Origin of the sequence: Streptomyces sp. 3214.6 (genome assembly GCF_900129855.1) — a bacterium.
Classification (GTDB): domain Bacteria; phylum Actinomycetota; class Actinomycetes; order Streptomycetales; family Streptomycetaceae; genus Streptomyces; species Streptomyces soliscabiei.
The window spans coordinates 362056-375707 of record NZ_LT670819.1 but is presented as its reverse complement, the minus strand read 5'-3'; the positions used below and the strand labels follow the sequence as shown (position 1 = coordinate 375707).

At 69.7% G+C, this 13652-nt stretch carries 11 protein-coding genes; 8 read left to right on the top strand and 3 right to left on the bottom strand.

What is annotated here, in order from left to right; translation table 11 throughout:
* Positions 1–88: 88 nt before the first annotated feature.
* The 6 genes from B5557_RS01540 (at position 89) to B5557_RS01515 (ending at position 8147) form a co-directional block, all read left to right on the top strand.
* Positions 89–1771 (top strand): ATP-binding cassette domain-containing protein, encoded by a 1683-nt coding sequence (locus B5557_RS01540; RefSeq protein WP_159424304.1) that lies wholly within the window; start codon positions 89–91, stop codon positions 1769–1771.
* Entirely contained in the window at positions 1768–2967 is a 1200-nt protein-coding gene (locus tag B5557_RS01535) for an ABC transporter substrate-binding protein (protein WP_079657408.1), read from the top strand. Before B5557_RS01540 ends, B5557_RS01535 begins: the two co-directional genes overlap by 4 nt.
* 55 nt (positions 2968–3022) lie before the next feature.
* Entirely contained in the window at positions 3023–3886 is an 864-nt protein-coding gene (locus B5557_RS01530; protein WP_159424303.1) for a branched-chain amino acid ABC transporter permease, read from the top strand.
* Positions 3883–4905, top strand: a complete 1023-nt coding sequence (locus tag B5557_RS01525) for a branched-chain amino acid ABC transporter permease (RefSeq protein ID WP_079657406.1) — start codon at positions 3883–3885, stop codon at positions 4903–4905. The genes B5557_RS01530 and B5557_RS01525 overlap by 4 nt, the downstream gene beginning before the upstream one ends.
* A 250-nt stretch (positions 4906–5155) precedes the next feature.
* Positions 5156–5560: a hypothetical protein gene (locus B5557_RS01520; protein WP_079657405.1), complete on the top strand. Its 405-nt coding sequence runs from the start codon at positions 5156–5158 to the stop codon at positions 5558–5560.
* Between the two features lie 301 nt (positions 5561–5861).
* On the top strand, positions 5862–8147 hold the full coding sequence (locus B5557_RS01515; RefSeq protein WP_443031328.1) for a glycosyl hydrolase family 95 catalytic domain-containing protein: 2286 nt from the start codon (positions 5862–5864) through the stop codon (positions 8145–8147).
* A gap of 56 nt (positions 8148–8203) precedes the next feature.
* Here B5557_RS01515 and B5557_RS01510 read toward each other — a convergent pair whose 3' ends face one another.
* The gene (locus tag B5557_RS01510) at positions 8204–8956 is read right to left on the bottom strand and encodes a polysaccharide lyase (protein ID WP_231976208.1); all 753 of its coding nucleotides are present in this window, start codon (positions 8954–8956) and stop codon (positions 8204–8206) included.
* A 6-nt stretch (positions 8957–8962) separates the two neighbouring features.
* The gene (locus B5557_RS01505; protein ID WP_079657403.1) at positions 8963–9643 is read right to left on the bottom strand and encodes a polysaccharide lyase family 7 protein; all 681 of its coding nucleotides are present in this window, start codon (positions 9641–9643) and stop codon (positions 8963–8965) included.
* Between the two features lie 361 nt (positions 9644–10004).
* On the opposite strand from B5557_RS01505, the gene B5557_RS01500 reads away from it, so the two are divergent.
* Positions 10005–11699, top strand: coding sequence for a glycosyl hydrolase family 28-related protein (locus tag B5557_RS01500; RefSeq protein ID WP_079657402.1), 1695 nt, complete (start codon positions 10005–10007; stop codon positions 11697–11699).
* 48 nt (positions 11700–11747) lie between these two features.
* Positions 11748–13022: an alginate lyase family protein gene (locus B5557_RS01495; RefSeq protein ID WP_079657401.1), complete on the top strand. Its 1275-nt coding sequence runs from the start codon at positions 11748–11750 to the stop codon at positions 13020–13022.
* A 71-nt stretch (positions 13023–13093) separates the two neighbouring features.
* Here the strand turns inward: B5557_RS01495 and B5557_RS01490 are convergent, their stop codons facing one another.
* Complete coding sequence (locus B5557_RS01490; RefSeq protein WP_231976207.1) at positions 13094–13630, bottom strand: carbohydrate-binding protein; 537 nt, start codon at positions 13628–13630, stop codon at positions 13094–13096.
* Between the last annotated feature and the right edge of the window lie 22 nt (positions 13631–13652).

Below are 13652 nucleotides of genomic sequence, written 5' to 3'. Positions count from 1 at the left end.
AGGGACCGTACGCTTCGCGGAAGTTACGGTCAGCCACTCGCCGCGTGACATCAGGGGCATCCCCGGCGCGGCGGTGAGGAGTCAGGGCGTGAAGAAACTGGATGCTGAGACGACCCCCCACCTGAGGGGCGGCGATGCTGGTGCGTCGCCCCCGCCAGGGGCCGAACCTCGTACCGCAACCTCGGCCGCAACCCTGCCGGGCACCTCGCCCGGAGCCCCTCTTCAGGTAAGAGGACTCGCCAAGCGATTCGGCGGTGTCACGGCTCTCGACGGCGTCGACCTCTCGGTGGCGGCCGGGGAGGCCATCGCCGTCATCGGCCCCAACGGCGCGGGCAAGAGCACACTGCTCAAGCTGATTGCCGGCGTGCACCGCCCGACCGAGGGAGAGATCTGGCTTGGGGAGCAGCGGCTGGACCGGATGCCGGCGCACCGCATCGCCCGCAGTGGTGTCGCGCTGGCCCATCAGGTCCCGCGGCCCTTCCACGGCCTCACCGTCCGGGAGAACGTACGCATCGGAGCCATGGCGGGCCGACCCCACCTGCACCCGGGTGAGATCGACGAAATCCTCGCTCAGTGCGGGTTGGACACCAAGGCGTCCCGCCCGGCCGACTCCCTGCGCGTCCTGGACCTGAAGCGGCTGGAGGTGGCGCGGGCCCTCGCCACCCGTCCCCGGGTACTCATGTTCGACGAGGTCGCGGCCGGGCTCGTCGGCCGCGAGCTGGACGAGGCGATCGACCTGATCCGCCAGGTCCGAGACCGGGGCATCACCGTGCTATTGGTCGAGCACATCGAGCGGGTGGTACGGGAACTCGTCGACCGTGTCCTGGTGCTCAACTGGGGCCGGCCCCTGGCCGAGGGAACACCGGCCGAGATCGCCGCCAACCAGGACGTACGGGCCGTCTACCTCGGCGACGGCGACAAATCCCAGGCGCCGCCCGCCCGCACACCGGCAACAGCCTCGGACACCGGTGCCGTACTGGCGCTGGAGTCGGTGAGTGCGGGTTACGGCGACATGGTCGCTCTGCGGGACTTCTCGATGCGCGTCGAGGCGGGGCGGATCGTGACGGTGCTGGGTGCCAACGGGGCCGGCAAGTCGACGCTGTGTGCCACGGTCATGGGCGCCGTCGCGGCGAGGTCGGGATCCGTGCACGCCTTCGGCAAGGACATCACCGGCATGCCCACCCACGAACGGGCGCGCCTGGGGATCGCCTACTGCCAGGAAGGCCGCCGCATCTTCACCGCCCTCACGGTCGCCGAGAACCTGAAGCTCGGTGCTCCGCTCGCGCTGGGCAATGACGAGGTGCGGGCCCGTATGGAGCGGGTCCATGAGATCTTCCCGGTGCTGGCCGAGCGGGCCACACAGCAGGCCGGGACCATGTCCGGAGGCCAGCAGCAGATGCTGGCCGTGGGACGCGCCCTGATGGCCGACCCCAAGGTGCTGATCTGCGACGAGATCTCGCTCGGCCTCGCGCCCGTGGCCATCGACGCCCTGTACGGGGCACTGGCCGAGATCAACTCCCAGGGCGTCGCGATCGTGCTGGTCGAACAGAACGTCAAACGGGCGCTGGGCATCACCGACCACGCCGTCGTGCTCTCCCGCGGCCGCATCTCCTACAGCGGTGACCCGGCCGGCCTGCTCAGTGACGAGGCCCTCGACGCCGCCTACTTCGGCACCGACGACGACAACGCCACGGGCGCCGCTTCTCCGTCCCGTCCCTCCTCTTCGCCCACTCCCACTTCGCTCAGTGCCTCCGAAGGAGACCCCTCGTGATCAGAACCGCCTCCCGGCGCACCCTCGCACTCAGCACCACCGCGGTCCTCGCTCTCACGGCGGGCTGCGCGGGCAACGCCTCGACGAGCAGCGGTGGTTCCAGCGATGACGGCCCCATCGTCATCGGTACCAGCATCCAGCTGTCCGGCGCCTTCGTGAACAAGCAGATCCGCGACGGCTACCTCCTGGCGGTGCAGCAGGTGAACGCCAAGGGCGGCCTCGAAGTGGGCGGGAAGAAGCGGAAGGTCGAGCTGAAGGTGCTCGACAACCGCAGCGACACCAACACCATGGTCCAGCAGGTCCGTTCCCTGGTGCTCAGCGACAAGGCCGTGGGTCTGCTGGGGTCGTGCTGTCAGCAGAACATCGACATGCAGGGCCAGGCCGACGCGCTGAAGGTGCCGCTGGTGATGGGCGCCCTGCCCATCGAACTGCTGCCCAAGGGCAAGGGCTACACCTGGGACTCCTTCCAGTCACTTGCCGACGGGGCCGAGGGCTTCTACTCCGTCGCCGCCGGAGCGAAGACCAACAAGAAGACGCTGCTCGTCACCAGCAACGACGGCCAGGGCATCTCCGCCGGCAAGATGTGGGGAGCGGCCGGCGAGAAGGCCGGCTTCACCATCTCCGCCACCAAGGCCGTGCCCACCGGCACCACGGACTTCTCCGACGTCATCAAGGCCGGAAAGTCCTCCAACTCGCAGGTGCTGATCGCCTCCATGGCCCCGCAGGACTGCTTCGCCATGTGGAAGCAGATGAAGGCGCTCGCTTACAAGCCCAAGGTCGCCATCGGTCTGAACTGCGCCCAGACGCCCGGCTGGGGCTCCCTCGGCTCTCTCGGCAACGGCACCCTCGTCCAGCTGAACTGGTCCAAGACTGCCGGGCTTCCGGACACCGACCTCATCGTCAGCAAGTACGGCAAGAAGTACACCAACCTCACCGACCTCGGCTCGGTCGCCCTCGGGATGCACGAGGCGACCATCCTCCTCGACGCCATCAAGTCCGCCGGCAGCACCGACCGCGAGGCCGTCAACAAGGCGCTGGCCAAGAGCATCACCGTCTCCGCACAGGGCCCGGTGAAGTTCGTGGACAACAAGAGCGCGACGCCGACCTTCATCGGACAGTGGAACAACGGCGTCATCGAGCAGGTCTGGCCGGCCAAGGGCGCGAAGCCGCTCACCCCGCTGTCCGGGCTCAACTGAGGCCCGGCATGAGCTCGAGACGACCCCCTGCGAGCGTGAGCGAACGGAGCACATCGTGAGCCTCGACGTCCTGGCCGCCGGTATCCTCGCCGGCGGCCTGTACGCCCTGATCGGACTGGGCATCTCCCTGGTCTTCGGCGTCCTCGGCCTGATGAACCTGGCCCACGGCGAACTCGTCATCGGCGGCGCCTACCTGGCCTCCCTGCTGGTGGTGAGAGCCGGCTGGGACCCACTGCTGGCCCTGCCGCTCGCCATGGCGGGCGTCGCCCTGATCGCCTATCCGCTCCAGCGGTACCTGCTCACACCGCTCCTCAAGGGGAGCAGTACCGCACCGCTGGTGGGCACCTTCGGGCTGTCCCTGCTCGCCCAGGCACTCTTTCAGGGCGTGTTCGGCACCCACCCCAAGAGCCTGTCCGCCCCCTACGCCGACTCAGGCATCTCGATCCTCGGCGTACGGATCCAGACGATCTATCTGATCGCCTTCGCGCTCACCACCCTCCTGTGCGCCGCCACCCACCTGGTCCTGACCCGCACGCGCGCCGGAAGCGCGGTCCGAGCCGCCTCGGCGGACCCGGCCACGGCCGCCGTGCTCGGCATCAACGTGCCGACGGTGTACGCCATGACCTTCGCCGGCGCCGCGGCCCTCGCCGCGGCCGGCGGAGTCCTGACCGGCGTCGCCCAGAGTTTCACGCCCACCAGCGGGATGCCGTTGCTGCTGACCGGCATGGCCGTGATGGCACTGGCCGGTATCGGCAGCGTCGGCGGCGTCTTCCTCGCCGGTGTGGCCCTCGGCGTCCTGCAGTCGGTCAGCGTCCAACTGTTCGGCGGCGGCATGCGCGACGTCGTCGTCTACCTCGCCTTCTTCCTCGTCCTCGCCGTACGCCCCCAGGGCCTGTTCCGAAAGGCGGCCACCGGATGACAACCCGGTCGATACCCCGAGGGAAACCGGCGGGCCTGTGGCCCGCGGCCACCCTCGCCCTGTGCACGGTCGTCGCCTTCGCGCTCGCCCCCGTGCTCGACCTCGGGCAGCTGGACCTGAGCGTCACCCTGCTGACGTATCTGACGATCGCCCAGGCCTGGAACGTGCTCGCCGGCTTCAGCGGCCAGATCTCCCTCGGCGCCGCCGCGTTCATGGCGACCGGCGGCTACACCACCGCCCTCATCCTGGTCCACACGGGCCTGCCCTGGCCGGTGGCCTTCCTCGGCGCGGGCGTCGGCGCGGCCCTGCTCGCCCTCCTGCTCGCCGTACCGCTGCTGCGCCTGCGCGGCGACTACTTCGCCGTGGGCACCCTGGCCATCTCCATCGCCATCCAGGCTCTGCTCAGCAACTGGAACTGGGCCGGCGGCGCCAGCGGCCTCACCCTCCCCACGGAGAGAATCCCCAGCGGCGGCAACCTCTACCAGATCGCGGTCGTCGTCGCCGCCCTGTCCATGGCGCTCACCCTCTACGTCCGGCACAGCGCCTTCGGCCTACGGCTCGCCGCAGTCAGGGACAACGAGCCGGCCGCAGCGGGACTGGGCGTGTCCGTCTACCGGCACCGGCTCGCCGCCCTCGTGCCCACCAGCGCGCTCACGGGCCTGGCCGGAGCGGTCATCGCCTTCCAGTTCGTCGTCATCTCCCCGGACGGCGTGGCCAGCGTCAACTGGAGCCTGAACGCGGTCCTCATGTCCGTGGTCGGCGGCGCGGGCACAGTGCTCGGACCCGTCGTCGGCGTGGGCGTCGTCTACTACGGGCTGACCCGGTCCCTTCAGGACCAGCAGACACTGTCCATGGTCATCGAAGGCATCCTGCTCATCGTGATCGTGCGCTTCGCCCCGCAGGGAGCCTGGCCCCTGATCTGCCGAGCGGTCCGGCTTCCGGCCGCGCGCCGCCGGGTCCCGCCCGCCGCGGCGGACACCGGCTGCGATGCCAGCACCCGGACTCTGGAACACGCATGACAGCGTCCGAGACTGTGTGAAGGACAGGTCGCTCACATCCGCAGGCAGCAACGGCCGGACCATGTGAACCCGGGCCTGGTCCACTGGGTCCGGAAAGCGGGCCCCCGCTGGGCGGGACGGGCGGGACGCGGGCGAAGTCGGCGGGCAGGTTCAGCCGCAGGACGCCCTCGGCGTCGACGTCGGCCAGGCCGCACGCGCCGCGGGCAATCCGGTAGGTGAACGAGACAGGGTTGGGCGGGCAGTCATCCTCGTGGGTGTGCCGGGCGGCGGGCCGGAACAGGGCCGGCTGAAGCACCCCGGCCCGCATGTGGCTTCCCACGGCCGTGACCGGCACCGGGCACTTCCAGCAGATCAACTCGCCGTTGAACTCCTGCGGCGGCCCGACCTGACCGGCCTCGACCTGTTCACTGCCCGCGATCCGGGCCCGGTGCATCCCCGCCCCTTCCCGCCGACGGCACCGCCCCGGCACCGCGTCCACGTCCCCGCCCGCGGCGCCCTGGCACTCCAGACGCCCGGCCTGGGCAATGTCGGTACGGAGAGCATCTGCGTCGCGGACGGCAGTGATGACGCCGCCGACGGTTGGGGCGATGCCGGCCGCGGCCGAGACGAGGACTGCTCGCTGGTCGACGCCATGCCTGTCCCAACGGCCAAGTGATCCATTGGAACGCCCCGGCACCCCTGTGACCTGCGGTGTACCAAAGTGCACAAGCCGACCGAGCGACAGGAACTCGCGGACGCACTCACCTCGGTGCTCTACGGACACTCACGGAAGAACGTCATCGAGCCGATGCGAGGTCCTTCAGGGTCGCGATCGACGCTCTCTTCCTGATTTCCGATACATCGGAGGTCTTCCCCTCTCCCTCAAGGGGCCTGCACTATGCCCTGGAGGTTCACAACCAGAAATGGGAGGCACCTACGTGACCGCGATGTCAGGGAACGGGATCTCTCGAAGAGGTGTGATCGGCACGGCAGCCGCGGTCGCCGCGGGGGGTTGGTCGATCGGGTCCGGCACCGCCTGGGCGGCGTCCCCGTCGTCCGGAGGGGCGACGGACCTGTACGAACGGATGGCCAGGGCTGCGGCCTTGCGGTGGCGGCGGATGCCCGGCGACTGGAAGGACGGCCCCTTCCTCGGCAACGGTCTGCTCGGGGTGCAGGTGTACCGAGGCGCGACGGCCAACTCCGAGAAAGTCATGGTCAGCCACAGCCAGGTACAGGACCAGCGACCTCAGTGGCGGGCTCCGTACGGGTTCTCCCGGTTACCCATAGGGCATTTCGACCTCACCCTCGCCGGCGAGGTGACCGGCATCGACTGGACCCTGGACATCTGGGACGCCGAGCTGCGCGGTGTCGTCACCACCACCCGGGGCAGCGTCCGCTTCTCGATGCTGGTGCACAACGCCCGTACCGCGCTGTTGATCTCTACCCGGACCGGTGCCGGTGAGGAAGCCGCGGCCTGGTCGTTCACCTGGTTGTCCGCCATTTCGCCACGTGAAAAGGACAAGCCCGCCGACTACACGGGCAACCCCGACCCCCGGACCGGATCCGCCGGCGCCACCCACTACGTCGAGCAGCCGCTGATCGCGGGCGGCGGATGGACCACCGCCTGGCGTGAACGGCGCGTCGGCAGCGGCAGGTTGCTGGCCGCGCACATCGTCTACCGCTACCCCGACGACCTGTCGCGCACGACGAGGCTGGCCGTCGCCGAAGTGGCCCGCACGCTGTCCACGGAACCGGACGACCTGGTGCGCGACCACCGCGCCTGGTGGCATCGCTTCTACCGACGCAGCCTGTTGTCGGTACCGGACAAACGCATCCAGGACTTCTACTGGATCCAGCTCTACAAGGCCGCCTGCGCAACCCGGGCCGGCGGGCCCTCGATGTCCGAGTGGGGGCCGTGGTACCCGGAGACCGGGGGCAGCTGGAGCGCCGTGTGGTGGAACCTCAACGTGCAGATCGCCACCTGGCTGATCCAGGGGTCCGATCATCCCGAACTCGACTCCGTCACCTCCACCTTCAAGAACTTCGAGAAGTACCTGCCGCTGTCCGTCCCGCCGGAGTTCCAGGACGGCGCCACCTACGCCCTGGCCCACCCCTCGGACTGGATGCTGCGCCCCGGCGCCAAGACCGTCGGCGTCCCCGGCACCTCCACCAAGACCGACAACAGCGGCAATCTCATCTGGGCCATGCACAACGTCTGGCTCAGCTATCGCCACACCATGGACCTGTCGATCGTGCGTGACGTCCTCTACCCGATCCTCGTCAAGGCGGTGAACTTCTACGACCACTTCCTGTACGAGGGCGGAGACGGAAAACTGCATCTGCCGCTCACCCGCTCGCCCGAGTGGGCGGACGCCACCGACTGCACGTACGACCTGTCCCTGATCCGCTGGGGCTGCGCGACCCTCCTCGACTGCCTGCGCCTGCTGCGTACGGACCATCCACGCGCCGGACGCTGGCGCGAGATCCTCCAGCGCCTGGTGGACTACCCACGTGACGCGACCGGCGTCAACATCGGGGCCGGCAAGCCGCTCACCGAGTCCCACCGGCACTTCTCGCACATGCTCTGGCTCTTCCCGCTGCACGAACTGAGCTGGGACCGGCCCGCCGACCGGGACACCATACGGACGACCTTCGACCACTGGGTCAAGGACCGCAGCCTGTGGGCCGGTTACAGCTACGCCGCCGCGTCCTCGATGGCCTCCCTGATGGGGCGCCCTGAGGACGCGCTCGACCACCTGACCTTCTTCACCGACGGCAACCTCATCAAGAACGCGTGGATGACCGTCAACACCATGTACGTCGAGGGCGGGAACCTCGCCGTCGAGAGCCCGCTGACGGCGGCCCAGTCGGTCCTCGACATGGCGGTGCAGAGCCACGGCGACGTCGTACGGGTCTTCCCCTCCGTGTCACGGCGCTGGCCCGACCTGTCGGTCCAAGGTCTGCGCGCCCAGGGTGCGTTCCTCGTCGACGCGGACCGGTCGGGCGGCCGGACCCGATGGGTGCGCGTCCACAGCGAGGCGGGCGCCCCGCTCCAGTTGCAGCACGGCATCGACGGCGCCATCGACGTGCGGGACGAACGCGGGCGGCGGCTGAGCTACCGGGAGACAGGGGCCGGCCGCGTCCGGATCCAGCTCGGCCGGAACGACACCGCCGTCGTTCTCCCACGCGGCACCCACCCGGACCTGGCTCCGCGTGACGTGCCGGCCGTCGGCGACGCGAAGCCGTGGGGCCTGCCGGACTGAGCCGGCGCCCGCGTCGAACTCCCCGGCAACGTGCACGTTGCCGGGGGCAGCGGCCGTCAGGACCAGTTGGCCGGTTCGGCGAGAGAGTACGACGAGGCGATCCGGTGGTTGTCATGGTGGATCGTCAGTACGTCGGGGCCGCTGGGCGTGCCGTCCCGCCACGCGGTGCAGTAGATGCCGTTCGACCAGCGGATGGTGCGCGAGGTCGACGGCAGGACCGTGATGCCGGTCATGCTGACGGTCTTCCTGCCGTTGAGCCAGACCTCGAAGGCGCCCGCGGAGTTTCCGGCCAGCTTCAGGCGGGTGACGACGCGCAGCCACGTACCGGGCAGGGCCGTGATGGAGCCGACGGTGCCCTTGATGCCGCCGGAGCCGCCGAAACGGATCTCGTCGCCGATGACGAACATCAGGAGCCAGGGGCCCTCCGGGGCCTCCGGCGACCACTGCTGGAAGGTGACGTTCTGGTCATGGAACTCCCAGTCGGGGGCGAGGCGGATGGCCTGGCCGTAGTACTTGTCCTCGCCGACGCTCTGCGCGCCGCGCTGGATGACCTCCGAGTGGTAGCCGCCCATCTCGCCGATGTACGTCTGGGTCGCCTCCAGACAATGGGCGCCCTTGTACACCGGGGAGTCCACGGTGGCGATCACGCCGTCCTTCTGTGTGTAGGCGTAGTCCCACCCCTCCACGCTGCCGCGGTTCTGGAAGTACACCTCGTCGGCGGCGTACGCCTGCCCGACCGCGCCGGTCGCACCGACCGTGCCTGCCAGGACGGTGCCGCCGAGCATGGCGAGAGCCTGTCGTCTGCGCACGTCGGGTCACCTCGTCCAGTAGCGGATGTTGCGGAAGCGGGCCTCGGCGCGGCCGGAACCGTGGTTGTACACGCCGTTCTTGAAGTACCGGGTGGCGGGGCCCCGGTCGTCGACCGTGAGAACGAGGGAGTCGTCGAAGTAGACCTTGATGGTCCCGGTCCCGGTGCTCGCCTGATGGGCGATCTTCACGTTGAACCACTTGTCGTACGCGTTCGTCCGGAGCACGGTGCCGTCGTAGCGCCGCACGGTGCCGCCGCCCGTGTCGTAGACGTTGAGCATGATGTCGGTGGCGGGGGTGCCGGACGGGTGGACGCCTCGCAGGATCTGGACGAAGGAGGCGGCGTCGGTGCCGGACGGGAGGTAGACGTCGGCGTCCCACATGCGGTTGCCCGTCTTGTAGTCGACCTTCCAGCGCATCTCGGTACGCGGGTCGGTCGAGCTGTCCTCCTCGAGCGGCTCGTCGGTGTCGTACACCCACATGCGGTGCACGCCGTCGCTGTAGCTGTGCCGGTCACTGAGGTCGAGGTTCCAGGGTTTGTGCCAGCTGTACGTGAACGAGGTCTTCGTCCAGCCGTCGGTCGGGTCGGCGGCCGGCGCCGCGGTGGCGAGCGGGACCTTCGGCAGGGCGAGTGCGGCGCCGCCGGCCAGCAGGCCGGCCCCGGACCGTAGGACGGATCTCCTGTGCATCGGGTGTCCTTTCCGGTGCGTGGGTGGTGGTGGCCGATCGTGTCGGCCGTCGTCCGGACCCGGAGTCGTCGAAGCGCCGACCGGGTCCGGCCGGGTGCGTCAGGGGGCACGCGGCGTCGAAGTCCCGACCGCGTCGAGCGAGAACGCAGGCAACCTCAATACATCGGAGGAGTCAAGGACTTGAACCAGGGTTGTTAACGACCCGTCAGCTATCGGATGCGCAAACCCCTGGCGGACGCCCCGATTCGAGCTTTGCCCTGCACGTCTCTTTCCCGCCCCAGGAAAGGCATGGCATGCTCGCGACCGACATAGCTATGAACGTTGTTCATCTACATGAATAACTGTGGAGGAGCGAGCGGACATGAGCGAATTACCTGGCAGCGAGGGCCGAGACGGATACACCGGCATCACGAGACGAGGCCTGCTGGGCAGCGCCGCGGTCGTTGCGGCCTACGCCGCGACGGGTGGCACAACCGCTGCCGCCGCGTCCGGCACGCACGGGCAAGTCCCGCATTCATGGCGCGAGTTCACGCGCACCCCCTACGCCCACCCGCAGATCCCCTACGTCGGCCGGGCCGGCTACCGCGGCGGACAGGTGCGCTTCGCACGCCACCCCCGCCTGTTCGACGTACGCGCCTTCGGGGCCAAGCCCGGCGGCACCACCGACTCCGCCCCTGCGATCAACCGTGCCATCGCCGCTGCCGGCCGGGCCGGTGGCGGCACGGTCTCCATCCCGCCCGGCACCTTCCGCATCGACGATGTCATACGGGTCGGCCACTCGAACGTCGTCCTGCGCGGCGCCGGAAGCGGCCGCACCAGGCTGTACGCCACGCGCAACCTCACCGAACTGATCGGCGTCTACGGCTCCCGCTACGGCGGTGACAAGTCGTCCTGGTCCTGGGCGGGTGGCCTCATCTGGCTCGCACCCGAGGCCCGTTGGAACTCCCTCACCGAGGCGATCCGAGCCAAGGCGTGGCCGTTCGAGGGATGGACGGGCAACCGGCGCGACGAGTGGCGGCCGCTCACCGGTGTCGCCCCCGCCCGGCAGGGCTCCTGGACCATGACGGTCACGAGCCCCGCCGGGCTGCGTCCCGGCGCCCTCGTCCTCCTGCGGCTCGCCGACGACCCCGGCCACACCCTGCTGGAGCACATGGCGGGCGGAGGGCCCGGCCCCGAGGCGTACTCCTGGGACGACAAGACGAAGCTGACCTCGTACGTCCCCTACGAGTGGCCGGTGCGCATCGCCGGTGTCCACGGCAGGAGGGTCACGCTCGAACGTCCCCTCCCGCTGGACGTACGGCCGGAATGGAACCCTCAGCTCACCACCCACGTACCGGAGCTGACGGGCTCGGGCGTCGGGGGCCTGACCCTGGAGGCCGTGGAGACACCCCAGCAGCAGCACCTTCTCGACAAGGGGTACAACGGCGTCACCCTGCAGTGCGCCTACGACTGCTGGGTGGATGACGTGACGGTCCGTCATGTCGACAACGGCTTCGGCCTGGTGGCCGCCTCCGCCTGCACCCTGCGCCGGACCCGGGTCGCGGGTCGCGGCTCCCACCATCCCTACTTCTGCCGCGAAGGGTCGCACGACAACCTCATCGAGGACTTCACCATCGAGGAGCGCACCAGCCCCGCGCAGTCCAACACCCAACTGCACGGCATCAACGTCGAGGGACTGTCCTCGTACAACGTGTGGTCGCGCGGTGACATGCGGATGGGTACCTTCGACAGCCACCGCGGTATGCCCTTCGCCAACGTCCGCACCGACATCACCGTGAACAACAACGGCCGTCACGGTGGTGACGGGAGCGCGGGGCCCCTGTTCGGCGCCCGCTTCGCGCACTGGAACATCCGCGTCACGAACGGCCGGGCGGGCCTGATGAAGATCGACGCCCTGGCACCGTACTCCGCCACCGTCGGCGTCAACGAGGTCACGGAGTTCGACCAGATCGACGTCCCCGACTTCACGGGCGACCTGCACACGCGACTGGAGCTGTACGGCAGCCCCGGCGCGGTGCGTCCGCAGAACCTCTACGAGGCCCAGCGCAGGCTGTAGGCCGCGCCACGCCAATTCCTGCACTCACCTACGTGATCGGAGTTGACCATGAGCGCTCGCTCCCGCCTGGGTGTCCTCCTCGCGGCCCTGGCCGCGTTCACCGCCGGCGCCGTACCCGCGGCGACGGCGAGGGCCGAGCACCCGGCGCCCAAAGCCCCGCACACCGCCGTCCTCGACGGCACCCGCCTGCAGCAGACCAAGATCCGTCTGGACCACGGCGACCCACAACTGCGGCGATCCGCACGGGCGTTGACGGCTCGTGCCGACAGGTGGCTGAACCAGGGCCCCTGGACGGTCGTCGACAAGCCCAAGCCGGCACCCGGGGGTGACACCCACGACTATCTCAGTCAGGCCCCGTACTGGTGGCCCTCTACGCCACCGACCTCCGACAACCCGTGGGGCTGCCCGTATGTGCAGCGCGACGGGGAGCGCAACCCCGAGGTCGACACCGGAACCGATCGCCAGGACGTCGAGAAGGTCTTCGACTCCGCATACGACCTGTCCCTGGCCTGGTACTACACCGGCGAGAAGCGGTACGCCGTCAAGGCCGGGCAGATCCTGCGCACCTGGTTCCTCGATCCGGCCACGAAGATGAACCCGAACCTGAACCACGCGCAGTTCATCCCCTGCACATACGACGGCCGGGCCATCGGCATCATCGACTTCTCACAGTCGTACACCAGCGTCCTCGACGCGCTGGCCATCCTGGACACCGGCGCCGCCGGCTGGACCAGGACCGACCGTGCCGGCATGGCGCGGTGGAACACCTCCTTCCTCGACTGGCTCAAGGACAGCAACTTCGGCAAGCAGGAGGGGGCCGCGAAGAACAACCACGGCACCTTCTACGACATGCAGGTCGCCGCCCTCGCCTACGCGACGGGCGACACGAACCTGGCCCGGCGCACCGTCCTGAACGCGCAGAGTGCACGCATCGCCCCGCAGATCGCCGCGGACGGCAGCCAGCCCCAGGAGCTGTCCCGGACCCGCAGTTGGCACTACTCGACCTTCGACCTGGTCGCGTACACCCGGCTCGCGGCCATCGGCCGGCACGTCGGTGTGAACCTGTGGACGTACCAGGGCCCTGAGGGGCAGAGCCTGTTCAAAGCGGTGGACTACCTGCTACCCGCCGCGACCGGAGCCGCCGCCTGGCCGCATCCGGAGCTCGAGTTCTACCGGTACGCGGCCACCGACGTGGTGCACGCGGCCGCCGACGCGGGCGACCGGCGGGCCCGGCGGGCGGTGCCCTCGCTTCAGGAGCCACCGGGCGGCGATCTGTGGGCGCTGCGTCCGGCTGCGGAACAACTGGACTCCATCGCGGGCTGACATCGCAGCGCGGCGGGGACGCGACGGGCCGGGCGACGGGAGGGGAATCCCGCCGCCCGGCCCGTCCCGTGTCAGGGCCTGATCGTCAGCCAGTCGAGCGCGGCGACCCGGGCCGCGCCCTTCGCCACGAGGTAGAGGTCGTGCGTTCCGGTGATCTCGCGCTTCAGGGTCACGGACTGCTCCTGCCAGCCACCGTCGGCCGCGACGGGAACCACGGCGGCCAGCGGACCGTCCGGCGCGTCCAGGCGCAGCTGGAGCGAGCAACTCCGGGTGCCCCGCGGGCAGGCGGAGTCGAGGCGGGCGGTGAGGTGATTGCCGCGGATGTTCGCCTTGCGGAAGGCCGGCCGGTCGCCTGAGCCGAGAACCCCGGTGGCCGCCGTGCCGCGCTCCACTCCTCGTACGGTCGTGGCCTGTTCGGCCTGGAGCGTCGAGGCGGCGTCAGGTCCGTCGCCGTACAGCCGGAGGTCGTTGACGACCCGCCCGTCCCGCGCGCTGACGGGGTGGCTTGCGCGAGCTTCGGCCTCCAGACGCTGGGCGGTGGACAGCCAGGCGTCGTGCCAGCCGTCGTAGTCGCCGGAGGTGACCTGGGACGGCTGCGACGACTTCACCGACGTCCGAGCCTCCGTAGAC